The organism is Haloferax marinisediminis, assembly GCF_009674585.1.
GTDB lineage: Archaea > Halobacteriota > Halobacteria > Halobacteriales > Haloferacaceae > Haloferax > Haloferax marinisediminis.
On record NZ_WKJP01000006.1, the window covers coordinates 16,637 to 36,654 of the forward strand.

The 20,018-nt window shown below is 53.0% G+C and carries 10 protein-coding genes and 1 pseudogene; 6 read left to right on the forward strand and 5 right to left on the reverse strand.

Features of this window, described 5'->3' with window-relative positions; translation table 11 throughout:
- Window positions 1-438: 438 nt before the first annotated feature.
- The 4 genes and pseudogenes from GJR98_RS18085 to GJR98_RS16970 all read left to right on the forward strand — a co-directional run.
- Window positions 439-981 (forward strand): annotated as a pseudogene (locus GJR98_RS18085) (PD-(D/E)XK nuclease family protein); the annotation flags it as partial.
- 732 nt (window positions 982-1,713) lie between these two features.
- Window positions 1,714-4,557, forward strand: coding sequence for a DEAD/DEAH box helicase (locus GJR98_RS17760; RefSeq protein ID WP_228717214.1), 2,844 nt, complete (start codon window positions 1,714-1,716; stop codon window positions 4,555-4,557).
- 573 nt (window positions 4,558-5,130) lie between these two features.
- The gene (locus GJR98_RS16965; RefSeq protein ID WP_151139927.1) at window positions 5,131-5,550 is read left to right on the forward strand and encodes a hypothetical protein; all 420 of its coding nucleotides are present in this window, start codon (window positions 5,131-5,133) and stop codon (window positions 5,548-5,550) included.
- A 106-nt stretch (window positions 5,551-5,656) separates the two neighbouring features.
- Window positions 5,657-8,806 (forward strand): ATP-dependent DNA helicase, encoded by a 3,150-nt coding sequence (locus GJR98_RS16970; protein WP_151139928.1) that lies wholly within the window; start codon window positions 5,657-5,659, stop codon window positions 8,804-8,806.
- A gap of 361 nt (window positions 8,807-9,167) precedes the next feature.
- Here GJR98_RS16970 and GJR98_RS16975 read toward each other — a convergent pair whose 3' ends face one another.
- From GJR98_RS16975 to GJR98_RS16990, 4 genes are all read right to left on the reverse strand, one after another.
- The gene (locus GJR98_RS16975; protein ID WP_151139929.1) at window positions 9,168-12,545 is read right to left on the reverse strand and encodes a helicase-related protein; all 3,378 of its coding nucleotides are present in this window, start codon (window positions 12,543-12,545) and stop codon (window positions 9,168-9,170) included.
- A 5-nt stretch (window positions 12,546-12,550) separates the two neighbouring features.
- A complete protein-coding gene (locus GJR98_RS16980; RefSeq protein ID WP_151139930.1) occupies window positions 12,551-13,234 on the reverse strand; it encodes a hypothetical protein in 684 nt (227 codons plus the stop codon).
- Window positions 13,235-13,236: 2 nt separating this feature from the next.
- Window positions 13,237-14,691 carry an ATP-binding protein gene (locus GJR98_RS16985; protein WP_191965522.1) on the reverse strand — a complete coding sequence of 485 codons (1,455 nt, stop codon included), beginning with the start codon at window positions 14,689-14,691 and terminating at the stop codon, window positions 13,237-13,239.
- 303 nt (window positions 14,692-14,994) lie between these two features.
- The gene (locus tag GJR98_RS16990; RefSeq protein ID WP_151139932.1) at window positions 14,995-16,860 is read right to left on the reverse strand and encodes a DNA cytosine methyltransferase; all 1,866 of its coding nucleotides are present in this window, start codon (window positions 16,858-16,860) and stop codon (window positions 14,995-14,997) included.
- 186 nt (window positions 16,861-17,046) lie between these two features.
- Between GJR98_RS16990 and GJR98_RS16995 the strand changes: the two genes are divergently transcribed.
- On the forward strand, window positions 17,047-17,895 hold the full coding sequence (locus GJR98_RS16995) for a MutH/Sau3AI family endonuclease (protein WP_191965523.1): 849 nt from the start codon (window positions 17,047-17,049) through the stop codon (window positions 17,893-17,895).
- Between the two features lie 94 nt (window positions 17,896-17,989).
- Entirely contained in the window at window positions 17,990-19,243 is a 1,254-nt protein-coding gene (dcm, locus tag GJR98_RS17000) for a DNA (cytosine-5-)-methyltransferase (protein WP_151139934.1), read from the forward strand.
- Window positions 19,244-19,305: 62 nt separating this feature from the next.
- Here dcm and GJR98_RS17005 read toward each other — a convergent pair whose 3' ends face one another.
- A complete protein-coding gene (locus GJR98_RS17005) occupies window positions 19,306-19,953 on the reverse strand; it encodes a hypothetical protein (RefSeq protein WP_151139935.1) in 648 nt (215 codons plus the stop codon).
- Window positions 19,954-20,018: the final 65 nt, after the last annotated feature.

Below are 20,018 nucleotides of genomic sequence, written 5' to 3' on the forward strand. Positions count from 1 at the left end.
TCTCTAGTTAATTCGCCTAACACACAACCGCATTTAAAACTTTATTCGATTCTACCATGTCTATATGAATACTCTAGTAATTTGATAATTCTATAAGTGAATTCTCTCACTGAGGGTGTGCCCGTTAACAAAACTTATCTCTAGGCGGATATTTTTCACAGTATGACCGAGGAGCCCGCTCGGCCATCTGTTTCGCTCTCACCGCATGCACTTGGCCAGTACGTTCGACTGTCCAGTTGCCCCCGGTACTTTCGTCTCAAATTCATCGACACGGAGGTCAAAGGTGAGCGTCAGTGGTACGAAAAAAATAGCCTGAGCTCCTTTCTTGGGGAAGTTGGCCTTGCGTTTGAAGCAAACCAACTTGCTGCACTCGCAGATGTTGCTGATGCGATTGTCGGACTTCCAGAAGACCATAACAACCCCGTTGCCCTCGATGAGATGTGGACTGACCCCCACGAATACGACTGTAACTCTCCATTTCAACAGGCGTGGGACGAACGCAACCAGACTCTCGTCGTGAAATACCTCTCCCGTGCTTCGCGTGCGTCCGAAGAAGAGAAACTATACGTCCTGTTCCAGCCACCGATGGTCGGGCAAGTCGGTGTCTGGGATATCAGAGGCTACGCAGATATCGTTCTCATAGAAAGTACTTCCACTGGCGTCCGAACGAAAGTACTCGAAGTCAAGTCGTCGTGGAGCGAAAAAACATCTCACCAATTACAAGCAACTGTTTACAGCATGCTCTTGGACGACCTCGCTACCAATCTCGGGGTCGAGCACGAGGCGCAGGCAGCAGTGATTAACCGTGAGTCAAATCTCGCAGAAATCGACCTATCCGAGGTATCCCCTTTTGAGACAGAACCGAGGGTCATAGAGCTCAATCGACTGCTCCGTCGTGATGGTGAGTTACACAAACTTTACGATGCCGGGTTCAATGACGTTGGCTACCGACTCGAACAGAAGTGTGATGGTTGCCCATTCCACCAAATTTGCTTTACGAAAGCTATCGAGTCGAAAGACCCTGCACTGTTGAATCTCACACAGGGCGACCAACAGAAATTGCAGGCTCACGGCATCGATTCACTTGACGGCCTCTCTACGTTGTACGAACGATTATCGGGGCGTGGTCCGACCGCCTACGAACCCCTTGATGTCGATGACTCGGAGACTGTCGGTAAACTCGAATCGGCTGGCCGAATAGGGAACCAACTCGAAGAATTAGGACAACGAGCACAGGTTCTCCGAAGCGAACTCGACCCGACGTACGAGCAGTTCGACGACGTCCAGTATCTCCAGGGAAGTGGCCCCGGAACGCTTCCCTCCGATGAGCATTCAACGGGCTCACTGCTTCGGGTCTACTTGTTCGTACAGGAAGATTACGTTCGCAACAGAATCTCTGTACTCGGTGCTCGAATCGCCGGACCAGACGGGAACACTGAATCATTTTCTCACGTCACACCTGACCTCTCATTTGGGCAGGAAGAAAGCCGAGAAGAAGAGGAAATCTTACTGCAGGACTTCTTCTTCGACCTGTTCAAAACCCTTGAAGAGGTTAACGCCGACTCATCAACAGATACTGCACCTGTTCACCTGTATTTTTACACGAGGGGCGAACGCGATGCGCTCGTCGAAGCGGTTCGAACACATTCGAGTCTCTTCGGGAGTACTGCAATCCGTGACTTGTTAGGGTTGCGAGAGGGACTCGACCAACCGATGGTCTCTGTCGTCCACGACGAATTGACCACACGTTTCGCGCTCAAATACCCCGGAACTGGGCTTATTCAAACGTCCAAACAATTCACACGAGCGGGCCACGGGCAGTTCACGGGTGACGATTGGATTGTCGAGGGTGAACACGGAAAGTTCGACCTCCGGTCGACGTTCTCTGATGGCCTGTTCGAGAGTGCTGTTCCTTACGAAGATAGTGGTAATCGAATCAAACTGTTACTTGGTGAGGATCCAAACACGGGAGACGGTGAGTACCCACTATTCAACCGATATGGTAACAATATCCCGATGGAGTACGTCTGGGGTGTTCGAGATGCGCTAGAGGATATCGGCGAGATCGTCACTGAAGACGAAGGCCCCGGCTCACTCGACGACTATCGATACCATTCAGACGCCAAGCGCCGCCGGATCACCGATACAGATGTCCGCTTGTTAGCCATCAAACTCTGTGAAGCGCTAGCCCACATCGAACGCAGTATCGAGCACAAAAACACCGATCTGAAAAAGCCGGCGTTGAACATACCGAAGCTTCCTGACTTCGGACTCGACGACCGACAGCTTTGGGAAGCCTGCCAAGAGTACCTTGACCTCGAATATACGACACACAGACAGGAGAACTTCGACCACTATCTAAAACCGCCGCTTCGACGAGTCCGCACAGGTCAGTCGGTCCTCTTTCGCGTCGACGAGGTCGTCAAAGACAAGAACGATCTCACGGTGACTGGTACACTCCCATACGATGAGTTCTTCGCGAACCCGTCGCAGATCCTTGGTGGGACAAAAGTAAAAGGGTCCGACAGTGGCGGTAGCGGAAGTTGGATGGTCATGACCCAACTCAAGCAATCAGGCTCGGCACTTATCCAACAACAGATTGACTCTCCAACCGACATCGAGAATTCTGTTCAGGTGACGGTGGAGTCAATCGACCACCAAACAGGACACATAACGCTCTCAGCAAGCTCAGGGTTCTGGATACTCAGCAAGCGAGAAGACGCACAGAAAAGTCGGTACCGGACACCGCATCGGTACCCTGTGCGTAGCCAACAGGAGGTCGTCTCTAAACACGAAGAGTGGTGTACCGTCGTCGACGAGGGGGCGCTGTTTATTCTCGACCCGATGGCGGACAGCTACGTTCAAGAGTACGCACGAACGGGGCTTGACTACGCCGAAAATAAACCGCTGTATGAACGTCTGAACACGGCGTTCGAGAGTGGATTAGCAACCGAGTTTGGCGACTCGATTTGGGAGGCTGATACTGATCTACTAGCGAGGTTCTACGAGGAGTACAGCAAGGCAATCGGCAACTCGCCAAAGGGGAAACAGCGTGATTTCGTCGAGGAGACCGAACCACCACTTGCAGTCCTTCAGGGTCCACCTGGGACTGGGAAGACGAAGTACACGCTCGCACCAGCGTTGTTGTGGCGACTTAGACTCTGGGAGCACACATTACGTGCTCAACGTAGTGGGTCATTTTTGGGTGTTGTGACTGCTCCCTCTCACACCGCTATCGACGAAGTCCGAGATTCAGTGTCGGAACACTGGCATGCATACAATGAAACGACTGGAAACCTGGATGACGTCGTGTTCGTCCGACTGGTCTCGAACCCAAGTCAAATCGGAAAGGACCTCCCTGGTGTCGAGTACTGCCACTATCACGGAAGAGATGACATCAAACGGTTTGAAGAGCTCTTGTTCTCAGAGACGGACGTCATCTTACTGGGGACACCGTCATCCATCCGGAGCACACTGGATAAGTTCGCGAAATCGACGGCGATGCTGCCGATGAACAGTGTGGAACAACTGCTCGAAGCAGGTGTTCCGCTGTTCGACCTGCTCGTCGTCGACGAAGCGAGTATGATCGACCTGCCACAGTTCCTTCTTCCCGCCTCGTTCCTCAAATCCACGAGCCAGACGCTGTTGGTGGGGGACCACAGACAGATGGAACCGGTGCAAAAACACGAATGGGAGGGCGAAGACCGCCGGACCATCGAAGAGAACATCCCGTTCATGTCTGCGCTGAACTTCGTTCGGTTCCTCCGTGGAGACCTTGATGAGACTGAAAGCATTCACCGAGAATCGCCGAACATCGGGGACGCAATCCCCATTATTGGACTCGAGCAGTCTTATCGATTCCACCGTGTAACCGCAGAACTCCTCAGACGACTCGTCTATCAACAGGACGGAATCGACTTCTACTCAAAACGTGAGGATCTCTTGGATTGTGTAGACACGAGTACCGCGGGAGTCGCCGCAGCGATGGATTCGGAACGACCAATAACGCTGGTAGTTCACGGCGAAAAAGGAAGTCAAGACTCTAATTTGACTGAAGTCGCTCTTATTGAAGCGTTGCTGGACGGGCTCCCAGAAGCAGACCCTGACGAAGTGGGGATTGTCACTCCACATAACGCACAAAAATCGAGGCTCAGAGATCTGGTTGGAACGAAAGCACTCTCGGATACTGTCGAGCGGTTCCAAGGGGGAGAGCGAGAAACGATCTTCATTTCGACGACAGCGAGTGACCCGGACTACGTCCGTGGCGAATCGAAATTCCTGTTAAATCCGAACCGACTCAACGTCGCACTATCTCGGATGGAAAAGAAAGTCGTTCTCATCGCGAGTGAGTCGGTATTTGATTTCATCCCACCCAAAGCAGACGAATACGAGAAGACTCTCATCTGGAAACGGTTGTATGGCGAACTGGGTGTGGGTCGAGAGAGACCCGTGTGGAGGGGAACCGTCGGCACGTTCTGTCCAACTGGAGTGGATACGCCAAAGAAAGGAGATGCTTCTGTTGAGGTCTACGGTTTGGGGAAAGACTGGATGGAATAGCTCCACCCAGCGATGATTAGAATTATCTCTTGCTGGATGATTTGTCTGATAAGACAGGACGTCAACAGGTACAAAACAATGGATTTTGGGATTGGTACATATCAACTGTGACAGTGACTCAAACTATATGTACTATTGATATGATATCCAAACATGGATTCTTGTTGGGTTGCGAAACAGGGAAAGAAGGGTACAATCACTGTCTCTCATCGGGATGACGCGTGGTATCTCACTAAGCCTCATGTCAAGTCTGAAGTGAAGTGTGTTGTACGAGGTATCGATGAACTATCACCCACAGATGTGTGTTGTGAACTTGAAGGGACTGTCTCGAAATATATGCGAAGTACGAACGGTGGTCCCGACTTTCTCTTTTTCGAAGTGGGTGACAAGACAGCGAAGGCACCAACCACAGTGCAAAACTCCGACCCGCCACAACACTCGAAGTCGCAGGACACTAGCTCACGGCCAAGATATCCTAGACGCCGTATTACTGAACTCTCGGGTAGTGGAGAGTACGTCACAGTTGAGGCTGTTATCGACTCAATCAAATCGGTCAATAAAGATGACTCCAAGATGCCTGATATTATTGGCAAACTCCGTGACGAGAAGACTGGCCGGATTCGGACGTTCGTCGTGGCGAACAGTGTTCGACACCCCTATCTGAAAATCGGGACTCGCTTCAGGTTCACGGGGGTCAAGGACCATCATTACGCAAAGTACGACCAAACACAGGTGTACATTACGAACCAGACAGAGTTCGAAAAACTCGGGGTTGAACAATCTGAGAAGTCGAAGAAGTCGACAAAGCCAAAGAGGTCGAAACAATCGGCAGGGTCCAAGAACCGCAGACTGAGGGCGATTGCTAAGTCAAGAATCGGAAACCGGGTGTTCACTGAGACAAACTCTGGCGACAAGTCCAGTATCGAGAAAGCGAAGCGAAAAGCCCGAAAACAAGGACGTGATCCCGCGATTGACCCAAGGTTGAAAAAATAGCTCACCCACGGTTCCTAGACTCCTCCCAACAATGTATTTAATTTTGAGATAGGGGCAATCTATAGTAGTTAATTATTTAACCGCTCCAACCTTATCAACAAGTCACATGATATCGCTTCCACTTTCTCTCGACGGTTTCCTCTCCCGTCTCGAGGACGCAAACAAAGAACGATTTGATGACGAAAACTGGTCGTTCAATGAGGGGCAACGGGCAGCAATCACCAGCGCAGATGGGCCGCTTTGCATCACTGCAGGCCCCGGCAGTGGAAAAACTGAGGTACTCATTTCTCGGGCATTGCGACTTCTCTTGGTCGATGGAGTTGCGCCCAAATCGATTCTCATCACCACGTTCACCGAGAAGGCCGCACAGAATCTCGAAGAACGAATCGCTGACCGACTTTCGACGCTCGGGTTCGAAGACGAGGTCGACGCTAATGCACTCCGCATCGGAACGCTCCACTCGTTGTGTAACGACCTCATACAGGAGTACCGATATCCCGAGTATGCGAACGTCGAACTACTCGATGCAGATGGACAGCAGTTGTTCATGTACGACAACTGTGATTTCGTGGACTACGTTCGTGGCCGGGGATTAGACGTCGAAGAGTGGGAGACGATTTCGGAGGAAGAACTGAGCGGAGACGAGTGGCGGTTCTTCAAACCCATGCTGGGTTGGGGAATCAGCGACCAGTATGGCCCGAACAAGTGGCAGGCCACGTCTGGTGCAGCGACCTTGCTTGATCGCGTCTCACAGTACAGAGTAGACACAGCAGCGATGCAATCTCAAGCACCCGATCAGTGGAAAGCCTGTGCTGAGGGGCTCGAAAAGTACCGAAAGACGCTCAAAGACAACAGTCGGTGTGACTTCTCTCGGTTGCTGGAAATCTTTATCGAGTTCATCGGAAGCGAAAGCGGGCGGCGACTTGTCGACGGCGATGAAGAGCGCAATCGTCCACCACTCACGCACGTCCTCGTCGACGAATATCAGGATACAAATCCGCTTCAACAAGAACTCTACTTCCGACTTGCAGAGGAACTCGACCAACCGAACATCACCGTAGTTGGTGATGACGACCAGGCTCTTTACCGGTTCCGTGGTGGGACGGTCGAGTGTCTGATACAGTTCCCAACGCGTGCCGCTGAACGCTTCGATACAAGCGTCGAGACCGTCCAACTTCGACACAACTACCGCTCGACGAAGGATGTCGTGGACTGGTGCAACCGATACCTCGACGACTACCCGCTCATGCAAGTGCCAGGAGCCCGCGCCCCTGACAAAGACTCGATGTTAGTCGGTAGAGATGACACAGCAGGGCGGCCGAGCGTCAAAGCACTCTTAGAGGGGAGCAGTGACAGTGTGGCAGCTGAAAAAGCAGCGGAACTCGTTGAGCAACTGTACGAACGAGACTACATCACAGACTACAGCCAAGTCGCGTTCCTGTTCAAGAGCACGAAAGAGACTCCCAAAAATGCAGGCCCGTACGTTGCTGCACTGCGTGAGCGAGGGATTCCTGTGTACAATCCCCGAAACAAAGCCTTCTTGAAACAGACCGAAATCAAGTTCGCACTCGGTGCACTCCTTCACTGTATCGACCCCGGCCTCGACGGTGCAGAGACAATCAACATTCGTGGTCGAACCCGGACACAACTAAACACCTGGTACGACAGTTATGAAGAGTTCGTGGACGAATTCGATGCGGGTGAACTGGCTGCGTACGTCGAAACGCGACGTGAAGCACTCGAGGACGCTGAAGGTGGCGACTCGTTAGGATTGACTCTCTTGGACCTGTTCTATCGGGTTCTTTCTTTCGAACCCTTCCAGACGTGGATTGAGAGCCCAGATTACCCAGCACCGGGGAACCGCCTAGGACAACTCTCCAATCTCTTCGATTCGTTCATGAGTGTGTCGGGTGCACACAGATTATCCAAGTCGACGCGGAGTGAAACTGTCTCCACACGATTTCTCAGACAGTTCTACTGGCAGTTCTGTGGGTACTTGGAAGCAAGCGACTTTGACGAACCAGAAGACCCCTACAACCAGATCCCAGAGGGATTCGTGCAGGTTATGACGGTCCACCAGGCGAAGGGTCTCGAGTTCCCAGTCGTGTTCACGAGCGACCTCGACAGCGAGCCGTGGATGTCCGGTACGTACTGGATTGAAGAACAGGTTCGACCCTACGCCTCAATCAACCCTTCAGGGACAGAAACGGAACGCGCAGAACGCGACGAGCTTCGCCGGTTCTTCGTCGCCTACTCCCGTGCGGAAGAAGACCTAATACTCCTCGATAACGAAGGCGCACCGACCACGCTTTCGCTGGGCTATTCGGAGGACAATGACGAACTTACTACCGAGTGGTTCGATGACGAACGGCGAGTTCGAACCCCGGATGACTTTTTCGAGACCGCCCAGGAATCAGTTGGTTCACACAATTCGACGACGCTGAAGCGCCGTTACAGCATTACGGGCGACGTACTCGCGTACAGGCGATGTAAACGGCAGTACGGTTACTACAACGAGATGAGTTTCGTCCCCGACCACGCGACGCAACTGTTCTTCGGTCGCGTCGTCCACGAAACGCTCGACCGGGCTCACCGACATTACAGCGGTGAAATCGACGGTGTATCTGCCGGAACAATCCCTAGCGATGGTGACATCGAGACTTACTTCCGCGAAGTTGCCTCGTCGTTGAAAGCCCAGAACATTCGACCAATGAGCCAAAAAGCCGAGGAGACGGCCCTCAAGTACATCCAACGGTTCAATCGGCGTGAAGGGGCTGACCTGTACCCGCGTGTCGTCGATACGGAACACCACCTCCAGAGTAACCGTGGTGAGTTCGTCCTCGAAGGCATCGTCGACGTCCTCTTGGGAGACGAAGACGGCCGTGAAATTTGGGACTACAAGGCCGGAAGTCGACCGGATTCCGATAAAGAACTCGACGACTACCGCGCACAACTTAACACGTATGCCGAACTCTACGCGTACCAACGAGGTGAGTACCCAGACCGTGGAGTCATCTACTTTGTTGGTGAAGATAGTCGAGACGACGCTATGTTTGAATTGTCGTTCTCGACCGGGGAAGTCGAAGACGCACTTACTGCGTTCGACGAGACGGTTCGAGATATCGAACAATCTCGAAGCACTCGAGATTGGTTCGGCATCTCACAGATGGAGGCGCCATCTGAAGGTACGTGTACCGAATGTGACATTCGTTGGAATTGTCCTGCGAGGCCACAGTTCAAGAGGAATCTAAACTAAGGGAGTGCGTCGGCGAGATAAAAGAGAACATCTGAGAGCGACTTGACATCGTGCTTAATGAACCCTCGAGACTGGATGGGTGTTGACGACAGCGTGTCGACGAGTCAATCATCGAAGTCTCGGCTAACTCACTTTGAGATTGGAATTTGAAGCTCATGACTAATTGACTGACGACCTCGTCCCGATGACAGTACTTTGTTTCCATTGAATTTCTCCATGTAATCTCGCTTAGGTGGAAAAGTGCTAGTATAAACTACAATCTGAGTGTGATTCGTGTATATCTGTACTCTGCTCTATGTTTCTCTATGAGGTTACTCAATAGGTGCTGAAAGTGAACTGTTTTTCGCCATGAGACGAAGGGTTAGAGAGGTCGAAGATGTAGGTTCAGCCCGCTCCAAGATGGTTGCTCTTCAATGGAGTCCAACTCATCGAACGGAGCTTTCAGCAGAGCATGATTAGGAAGCCATCGAGACGTCGCATAGATTTGCTTGCTGAAATCTGCTTCGTCTCTAGGAATCCAGCCGTCTCCGCGGACAAGGGTACGCATTGATTCCCCATTGATGAGCCTTGAGACCAACTCAGGAAGAGAAGCAGGGGGGATAACGGCGATAGAATCATCGCTTTTGAGACAAAGTCCAATCGGGTGGTTGGATGCCGAATCTTCGACCACCAAGAGTTCTTCGTCTGCCAGTAGGACCCCTCTCAAGTCGGACAGCACCTGCAGCATCTCATGGTGGAGCGTCAAGACCGACCTATCCTCTGGCTCTGATTCCGCGATAATCGAATTGCCATCGGGCTGGGATAGCGTCACGCGAACCGAAGACGCCCCCGATTCGAGCGTCGCGTTCGGCGCAACAACTGCCAATACCTCCAAGAACGCTCTTCGAACTCTCGTTGAGAGCGGAATCAGCTCTTCGGGCGAACCCCAGACCTTCTGAATTGCGGCATGTTGGACGCTCTGTCGAATCTCGCCAAGGTTTGCGATGGCGTCCTCGATGTTACCACTACTTCGTCTATCTCTTGAGACGACCCTCGAGCGTATTGCGTTACTGACAATCTCCGGCGACTGACCCACGGCGATATCGTACAAATCCTTGCGTTCGGTCAGGCGGGTGTACATCTTCGCTTCGACGCTGTCAGGATACCACAGATTGTATATTACCACCTCGTCAGCCGTTTGGCCCAAACGAGCGATGCGACCGATTCGTTGCTCCAACTTCGCCGGGTTCCAAGGAACATCGATGTTTATCATCACCCGAGCAGCCTGCAGGTTCAACCCTTCCGCGGCGGCCTCAGAACAGAAGACAACCCGAATATCCTCGTCTTCCAAGGCGAGTTTTACGTCCTGTTTGGTCGCCGGACGCTGTGTTTCGTCCGTCGTGATCCACGCATCCTGCCCGGTGTACAACCCATATCCGACATCCAGATTATCTGATTGATTTGCTCTGAACGCTTCGAGACAGGCATCGAGAGTGTCGGTGTACCGTGAGAAGACGAGGACTCCCTCTTCGGGGAGGTGCTCATTCAGCAACCCGACCATCGTATCCATCTTCGGGTCACGGAGGGGACCATCATCGACGAAGTTCTCCAATCGTCCAATCAAATCCATAATGTAGGTTGATTCGATACTCTTCGCACGTTCCAGCCGTCGCTGCTCGGAACTGGTGTTCTCAGAGAGTGACTCTTCCTCATCCGGACTGATATCCGGCTCTTCGTACTCTTCTTCGAGGACATCAGCGTCCGTGTCGTATCCTTCCGCTATCGCGTCAATCTTCTGCAGGCGATTCTCCAAACTACAGATGGCAGAATTGAGACTCGAGGCAGTCCGTTGGTGATACGAACTCTTCGTGAACCCAAGACTAATCTCCCGATTAGGGTCTGCTGCTTCCTCGACTGACCCGTACGCCTCCCGTAGGTACTCATGGAGACCATCGTAGAACTGATTGACTTCCAATGGGATATCGAGCGCGGGAGATTCGAACCGCCGCTCCGGGAACCGATACCCGAGTTCTACGAGTGAAGATCGGTTGTTTCTGAGTGTGAGAAGATGTGCGGGATGGAGTTTGACCAAAAGGTCGAACGCGCTTGACCAATCCTCCATGACTTCGTTAATAGCGTCTAGCGATGGGCTCTCGCCGGAGTACTTCGCCATCTCAAGGAGCTTTCGCTGGGTAGGCGAGATATTGTCGGGAGTGTATTTCATGTCATTAACCACCGCTTCCAACAATCGGAGAGTCCAGCGAGCGTTCTGGAGACTCTTTGCACCTTCGCCACCGGAGAGAATCTCGAGCGACCGTTCGTACACCTCCGAATCGTCCCAGAGTTCCGGCAACCCCAGTAACGCGAGCAACGAATGATACTCATACAGATTCGTCTGAAGGGGAGTTGCAGTCATGAATACAAGATGGGCTACCTCCTGGGAAACGTCGTCAAGCAGTCGCCAGAGTCTCGTCGGGCGATACGAACCATCAAGGGTCGGTCGAACCCTTGCAGCATGCGCCTCGTCGACGAGTATGACGTCAGGGAACCGATCTGCGTCTTCGTAGATATGGCCCCGCTGCCTCGTCCCTCTCGCGAGTTGTGCGGATATCAGGACACGTGAAGGGGCTGCCGGACCGACTGGATTGCCGCCGAGCGGTTGATTCCAGATTTCACCCGTGGGTGAGATGTATTCTGTCTGCGTCGAATCCCACCGCCAGAAGTCGAGCCCGAAATGCAACGTGAGTTCTTCCTGCCATTGCTTGAGGAGGTTGGCTGGGGCGAGAATCGTCGCGTCCTCGACATCACCGAATTCCAGTAAGTAGGTCAGTATCGCCCCAGCTTCGAGGGTCTTTCCAAGGCCAACTTCGTCTGCGAGGAGGACTCGAATGGGCCATCGGCTAAGTGCTTCGACGAACACGCGCTCTTGGTGTGGGTACAACCCCACGTTGTCGAACGAGAGTACTGAATATGCAGGGCTTGATTTAACGATTTCGAGTACCTCGTCAATCTTCACGGAGGGGGGGCGCTGCAACATAGGGGGCTGTTTCGGGGCGTTGAGCTGGTCGAGAAGTTCGCTCGCGAAAGAATCGTCGAGCTCGACGACCTTGAGGTACTCACGTTCATCATTCCAAATGTTCTCGAAGCTCTCTGTGTGGCGCTGAACAAACGCTCGTTGGCCTTCTTCCCAATCGGTGAAGACGCTCAGTTCCTCGATGTTCCCGTGCATCCCGGCGCCTGTTTCGTTCGGGCTGCCCACACCGACGACGGTGTTGCCTTCGGTATCTCGGAATATCATCCGCTTGTTGTGAAAGATACCTCCAGACCGGTGGTTCTCGAGGTCGACCGGGCAGGCGATACGAATCTCGAGCAACCCGTCGTTCATCATCCATGCCAGTGTAGCGAGCCTGTTCCGAGCGAACTCGTCCTGGACAGTCGATACCTCCTCGAGCAGACGTCTTCTAACCTCCTCAACCATCTCGTCAGCAGTCTTTGCATCCAGCCTTTCAGCCTCAAGAATCTCATGAGGGACGTCGTGTATACCGACAATCAGGCGCATCGTCCCTTCCTTCCGCCACAGAGCGTCTATACCGTCCGCGACTGCCAATAGCGAGTCGACGGTGAAGAACCCGGTCAGTCGGTCGTAGCTACGAGCGCGTTTGAGGACGGGGCGGACGAACGAATCGAGAATATCCTGACCCCAGCCCTCGTAGAGGATGTCCAAATCGAGCTCCGTGAAGAGCGCATCATTCGAGGACATGGATGTCACCGTCTGAGCGCGTCCAAGACCTGGTTGCAGATGTCTTGATCGTCGTCGGGCGAACCACGAGTGACCGCCCCCTTGTCCGCCAACTGTTCGAGCAAATCGCACGCGTAATCAGCCTGAGCAGGGGACATATCGTAGTCCGCTCTCCTTCTCTTCCCCATATCGAATAGGAATTTCCTCGACTTCCCGCTCAACAGGCCGTACTGTTTCGCTTTGGTCGACATGTGGAAGAAGACCTTTCCAGGGAGTTCGGCAACGTTCTCCTCCGGTCGCGGTCCGCTGACCTCCCGGAAGGCCCCTTTCACCACCGCGTGCGGCGCATCGTCAGAGGACATATCGTCGAGCGCTTTCAACCCAGCAACGATCTCGTCGGTGGTTGCATTCGCGAAGGCGAACCACGTGGTTTTCGGTGGGACGTCTTCTGCGAGAATTGAGAGGTCGTCTTCCTCCATCGTCGCAAGGACGAGGACGGCAGCGAGTTCTCCAGGGGTCGTGTCCAAGAACCGCGCGACCATCTCGATTCCCAAGCCGCTTTCGTAGAAGGTCTGCGAGACCGAAAGCACCCATTCATTGAACGGGTCTCGTGATGAATCCCAGACGTCGACGAGGGCCAACTTCGGCGATTCGGATTCGAGATTTACAGCCTCAACTTCGCCGGCCGTATCGCTTCGTTCGTCGCTCATCTTCACTCACCGAGCCTCTGGTATAGCCACATGTTACGATAGCGTCTCGCATCGGACGATTCGTACCCTATCTCGTCAGTGAGGAAGGACGCGATGCAGTCCGCCAAGGCCAACGTTCCTACAATCTCGTGGTCTTCCGATTTGTCGAGGAGTCGCGAGTTGGTGTTGAGGATGGCTTGCAGTTCCCCCGTTGCCTCATCATAAATGTAATCCCACGGGAGACGTTCGTCGGGTATCCCAGCCATCTCGTACGAAAGCCGAATCCGTTTGCCATCGATGGAGAGGGTGCTGGCATCGACCTGCACTAGCTCGTCTTCATCGTGCGTCGAATCACCATCATCGTCCCCAGTCCCGCCCCCCGAGGTGTCCTCATCCTCTCCTTCCTCGCCACCGTCAGGGTCCGCAACTTCAGACCCGCCACCCAGCGCCTTTTGAAGGCCCCTGGCAGCTTTCCGGAACTTCTTCGGGTCTTTGCCCCTGCTCGCTTCCCGAGAAGCTTTGACCACCGGCTCGAGGAACTCCTCCATCGTCTCCCTCGCTTCCTTCCATTCGTCGGATTGTCGCTCGAACCCCCGCTTGTAGAAGTTTGGAGGGACGAAATCGAGATGTACCTCACCGATGATTCTGGAGGTCATGAGGTGAGCTTTGAAGAAGTCCTTGTTCCAAGGCTCAACGAGTTGGTTCTCGCGGTAGAGGTTCAGACCGAAGATGTCATCGTTGTGGGTTTGCTTGTCCAACGCCACCCACCCGTAGATTCGGTGTTCCTCATCGTCGCCACATGGGATGTTGAACTCCTGTTTGGACCCTTCTATGAAATCGTACTCGGGGGGACGTGCTCGATTACCATTCACCTTGATGACGTCGCCGTCCTCGATGTGTCCCTTGTATGCCCGGCCAAGTTTATCTAGTACCGGACCGGCCAGGGGGTTGTAATCTCGGAGCTCTTGGACCACGATTGCGGTCCCGTGCTCGCGAACCCCCAGGACCCCATCCTCGTCAGGTTCTCGTTCCTCGATTTCGATTTCCCACTTGAAATCTGAATCGCCCGCTCGGTCCGTCCATTCCTCAAGGTTGAACTCAACGAAGTACTCTGTCCCCTCGCCGACTGGACGGGTCGTGACCGACCACCGGCGTCCAAGGCTGGCACACGCAGTCTTCATTCCGAGGCCGAACATCCCCTTCCGAGAGGCCGAGACCTTCCCAATCTTATCCATTTTCACCCCAAGGCGAACGGCTTGAGCCAAGACATCGCCATTCATCCCCTTCGCGTTGTCGACTACTCGAATCTCGGATGAGTCGATGTAGATGTCAACCTCGATATCGGTTCCCTCGACTTGGGCGTCCATGCTGTTCGCCACAAGTTCAACGATAGCCTCTGCAACCGTGAAACTCGCCGCTCCGATGTCCTCCATCAACGACGGGTCTGGGTTGATAGAAACGCTATGGCGCTTAGACATACATGAGAATCCATCGTCAGAGAGCATAACAGTATCTTCAGTTGACATTGCTCAACGTGCCAATTTCATTCGTCGTAATCCAGATTAAATTGTTGAGTCCACCGATGCCATTTCGTCGTCGAACTTATCCTGATAAGCAACAATCATCGAATGTTTCGAGCGCGAGTGCTGTTTAGGAGGATTTAAAAACCGGGCAATCGACCGTAGACACGTCTCAAACCTCACTACTCTACTGTGGCCCAGTAGATGGCAGATGTCAGACAATATGGACGGTCTGGGACTTAGGCTGAAAATCTAGATTTTTTAGTCGGTCTGAGTGGAACCCATCCGTGGTTCCGTAGAATTCGACAGATATCGTGCACGGAGTCTATCGTCCACACACTTGCCATCGGCTTCAGAACCGCAAAGGGGAGTAATCGACTCCGACGAGTCTTCGAACTCCTCTGGGACATGAATCTCATCTCGGTTCGCCTGGACCCAGGCACCACAGTAGTTGAGCTTGTACGCTAGGTAGTTCGCACCGACAAGTTTCAATAGCACACGGACGGGGAGCGTGTCATCCTCAGCCCCAAACAAGTCTGGAGTCTCGACCCGGTCGCTTCGGTCGAACTCCAATTGCGGGAAGACCTGGTCGACAATCCCGCTCCCATCGTAGTCTGAGATGGCCGAGAGTAGATTGTACTCAAGCGGCTCATCGCGTTCGTGGCGCCGTGACCTGATGGCTTGGAGCGTACTCGCGTCGGGAATTTGTGGGCCAAGTTCCGAGACGAACCCATCGATAACCTTCTCGACCTCTCGATGTAATTCAGGCCGCGAATCGAGCAATCCATCGAGGAGTTTGAGTGCTGTGTCGAAATCGACCGTGGTCGATTCCACGTCTGTGGAGTATCCACGGTAGAGTACAACCTCGAACTCGACAGGATGGCGAAAGTCACCGTCGACAGCATCATCGAGTGGGTGCCTGACGCCACCATCTTTGTCGGTCTCGAGGTCGACGCGGAAAGACTGCTTATTATCGACTGGTACGTGATGACGGAAGTTTCGAGAGATACTGAGACGACGTCGACCCTTCCACGAGGTGTCCCTCTCGTTCAGATTCGCACCCACTTCCGGACAGTTCTCTCGTACGTCGGGAGAGTCGACAGGGTCGAGTCCCATCGACTCGCGCAGCGCCTGTCCGATTCTGAACGCTGTCGGAACAGGAACAGCATCGCCAACACGGCGCCATTTCTGTGCTTGCGACGTCCCCGTGAACTGATAGGTGATTGGGAAGCCCTGGATAGTCGCAATCTCTCGAATCGTCGGCTTACGGAATCGGCTCAGGCCTTCGGGAGCGTCGGCTTCTTCCATCACGAGCGTCTCCCGTGCGACTCGTCGGTTCGTCGCGAGGACGGTCCGAGACGGTACATCTGGGTCGTCCGGGAACTGCATCTTTCCGTAGAACGAGTGGTCTTCCTTACGCACTCGTATTTCCTCTGCCTCGCGGTTCGTCAGGTGACTATTGTAGAAATGGTCCGTGAGTTCTGACTCCGGAAGCGAGAGCTCGTCGTAAATGGGGTCAGCGATGGTCGCATCGTCAGTTGGACCGTGGACCGGTCGTGGGAAGTGCTCTCGGACCTCGCCAAAGCTGAGAACCCGACTCGTATCAGACTCGGGGACAGGGAACTGTCCAGAGAATAGTCGGTTACGACGCTGTGATGCACCGTACTCGTTGCAAGCGAGAACGTGCTTCTCGATTTCGAGAGTTCCCTCGCGGTCAAGCCACGGTATGTCTTCGTACTCCACAGTCTCGGGGAGGTAGTTGTCGAGCCGTGGGACGTTCTCCATAATCCAGTAGTCTGGGTCCAGTTCCACGACGAAATAGAGGAACCGTTTGACGAGTTTCATCCCCGCCTCGATGTCACCACCGCCCCCACTCTTCGCCCAGGAGAACTCAGTGCATGGAGGAGACCCAAACAAAAGGTCGATATCGTTTGGCAGATCTTCTGGTTCGGTGTCGAGTACGTCTGCCTCTATGACTTCTGCGTCAGGGTGATTCAGTCGATAAGTCGCACAGGCTTTTGATTCGATATCGACTGCATGGGTAATATCGAAACCCGCCTGACGAAGCCCCTCACTAAAACCACCACCACCGCAGAACAGGTCAACCGCCGTTGGCGCCTCTGGCATACGAACCAATCTCTATCGAACACGTAAAGACATTTCGATCCATAGTATCAGAAATATATTATTTTAGAAAGACACGTTGGACGATGGCCTGCTAGCTTGGTCCACTGTCAGATTATAATTCAGTTGATAAAGAAATTCATTAAAATCTATAAGTATATATATATGGGAGTTTGCTATCCTGACGACATGGACGCATCTCCGATTGGTCGTGACGCATCGATAGAAGAAATCGAAGCCGCCTCCGACGCACTCCTTGGACACACGTTCGGAGACATCGTGACGACTGATCTGAGTGGTGCCGATAGAACGAAGGTCAAAGGCCAGCTTGGTGAGCTTCTCGAGAACTACTACGGGATGGCTAATGATAATGATCCTTTACCGGACTTCCGTGCTGCGGGGTTAGAACTGAAGTGTAAACCTCTGAAGATTTCGTATGGAGACTACTTCTACCCGAAAGAACCGCTAAGCGTGGGGATGATTGATTATTCGGAGGTTGCTGAGACCGAGTACTGGCGTGACATTGAGAAACTGCGGAAGAAGTTCCTAAATCTACTAATCGTATGGTTCGTTCACGATGGTGATTCACGAGCTGATTTCCCCTTCATTTGGTGGCAGAGTTGGTCCCCACACGAGCACATGGACGAGCAGATTCAGGAAGAATACGAAGAGATACGTCGACAAGTTCTGGAGGGTGAGCACCTGAGCGAGACCGAGGCCGGTAACGATATTCTCCAAACCTGTCCAAAGCACAACTACGATTTCGCGAACGACGAACCTGGGTCGTTCGTCGTCAACAGTGGGCATCCACACCTGGAAAAACCCGAGCGGCGAAGCTGGCGTATCCCAACACGGTTCCTTGTTCGCATGTTAGCAGATAATGCAAATCTCGAACTAATCGATAGGGGTCGCGTACAGTACGTGAAGAAGGATGCCTTGTGGAAGAAATCGAAGGACCGTGCGACAGATGCAGAGTCGATTTCCCGGTTCGTGTCAATTGGTGACGCTCAGTCGGAGTTGCGAGACTTCGACAGGTAGTCCGAATAAGTAACCAGGGCGAACATTTTCGGGGGCCTCCGCTCGTTAGGTACCGACAGATTCAATCGGTGGATTACCGTTTCCGATTATAAAGATGGGTCTGGAGACTGTAGAGTTGTTCGCAGGTGTTGGTGGCTTCCGACTTGGTCTAGAGCGTGCCGGTCACGAGATTATCTGGAGCAATCAGTGGGAGCCTAGCATCCAGGCTCAACATGCATCGGACTGTTACGCCGTGAACTTCGGCGAAGAGAACCACACCAACGTGGACATCAACGAAGTGGATGAGACGGACGTCCCAGACCACGACCTTCTCGTCGGTGGTTTTCCCTGTCAGGACTACTCAGTCGCTCAGACTGGGGCACAGGGTATCGAGGGAGAGAAAGGCGTCCTCTGGTGGGAAATCGAGCGAATCGTCCGAGAGAAACGCCCACCTCTTCTACTGCTGGAGAACGTGAACCGATTGCTTCGGTCACCAACGGAACAGCGTGGGCGCGACTTCGGGGTCGTTCTACACTGTCTCCACAATCTCGGATACAACGTGGAATGGCGAATGATAAATGCAGCCGACTACGGTTACGCGACCAAGCGCAGGCGAGTATTCATCTTCGCAGCAAGACGGGATACTGAATGGGGGGCGTGGCTTGATGCCGAAGCAGCAAAACCACAATACTTCTCTCAGAAGGGATTCTTCCCCCGCGAGTTCCCGGTGAAAGACCGACAACAGCGGTTCCCAATGCCACAAGAACCGGATACGTCGCTTCTGGGAGACCCGAAGGAGACAAGTGACAGTTTCGAATTCCACTTCAAGCATGCAGGTGCCATGGTCGCTGGCGACATCTGGACCGAGGAAGTCGACCCAGACACCGTGGACGGAAAGACGCTTGGTGACGTACTCGAGAGAGACGGCGTCTCAGAAGAGTACTTCCTGAACGAGGAAGACATCGACCGGTGGGAGTACATAAAGGGGGCAAAGGAGGAAGAACGCGTAACGGATGAGGGTTACGAGTACACGTTCAAGGAAGGTGCCATCCCGTTCCCAGACAAGCTCGACGAACCATCGCGGACGCTCCTGACTAGCGAAGGAACGACGGGAGTGGGACGTGTAAAGCACGTCGTCGAAGACCCGAAGACCGGTGACTTTCGAATATTGACGCCCAAGGAAGCCGAACGCCTCATGGATTTCCCAGATGACTGGACTGACACCGGAATGCCAGAGACGTGGCGTTACACCTGTATGGGGAACGCGCTGGTAGTAGGGCTCGTAGAGCAGATGGGTCGTTGGCTTAATCAGCAACCGGATGCTGTGGAAACCGACGACGAGCTTGTGTTCGGCACAGCCGATAACTAGAGAACCTGTGCTCAATCGGTACCATCGCTTCTGATTGCGTTAAGCGATATCAGAACTCATTCTCATCCGAAAAGTCTCTCCCCGGCCCTCAGAGAATCACCTTCTACGACGTATGTTTCTTCAGATAGACGATCAAGTGCATCGTACTTCATTACAATGTTCAGAGGTCGTTCATCAAGGAAATTTGTCAAGTAGTAGAAGAAGTCGTCATGCCCGGACGCGATGTACTTCTTTTGTCCTTGCTCTCGAATTTGCCGTGCCTTTGCTTCCACACTGTCTCTGTCGTGTCCTTCCTCTGCTAAGAATTTCTGAAGGCGTTGCCTACTCACCAGGAGACATTTCGCAGTCTCGATATCGGATAGTTGTCGAAGATTATCACGTCGAGCATCAGAGATCCAGACGAAGAGGTAGTATTCTGTGGCTTTCGAGTTGTCGTAGAACCACCCCTGTTTGAGTTGTCCATGTTTTAGATAATCTAGTTCAAGGACGAACGATTCTCTTGGGTTATTGATGTATGTCGTTTGGGCTTTCACGTCCAACAGTAACTCATCGCCGACATCGGGTATCGTCGCCCTAATATCACCTTCATCGTATTGCTCAGACATACTCTCTAACCGGTCGAACGAAACAGAGATTTTGGGGAATAAGTATTTCACCAGATATTGCTCAATGAGTTCACCGTCTTTGAGATCAGAATTGAAGCTACCCATTTATAGACAAATTCATCTCATATATTTATAACTTCTGCCGCAGTTATCATTCTGTATATCCATCA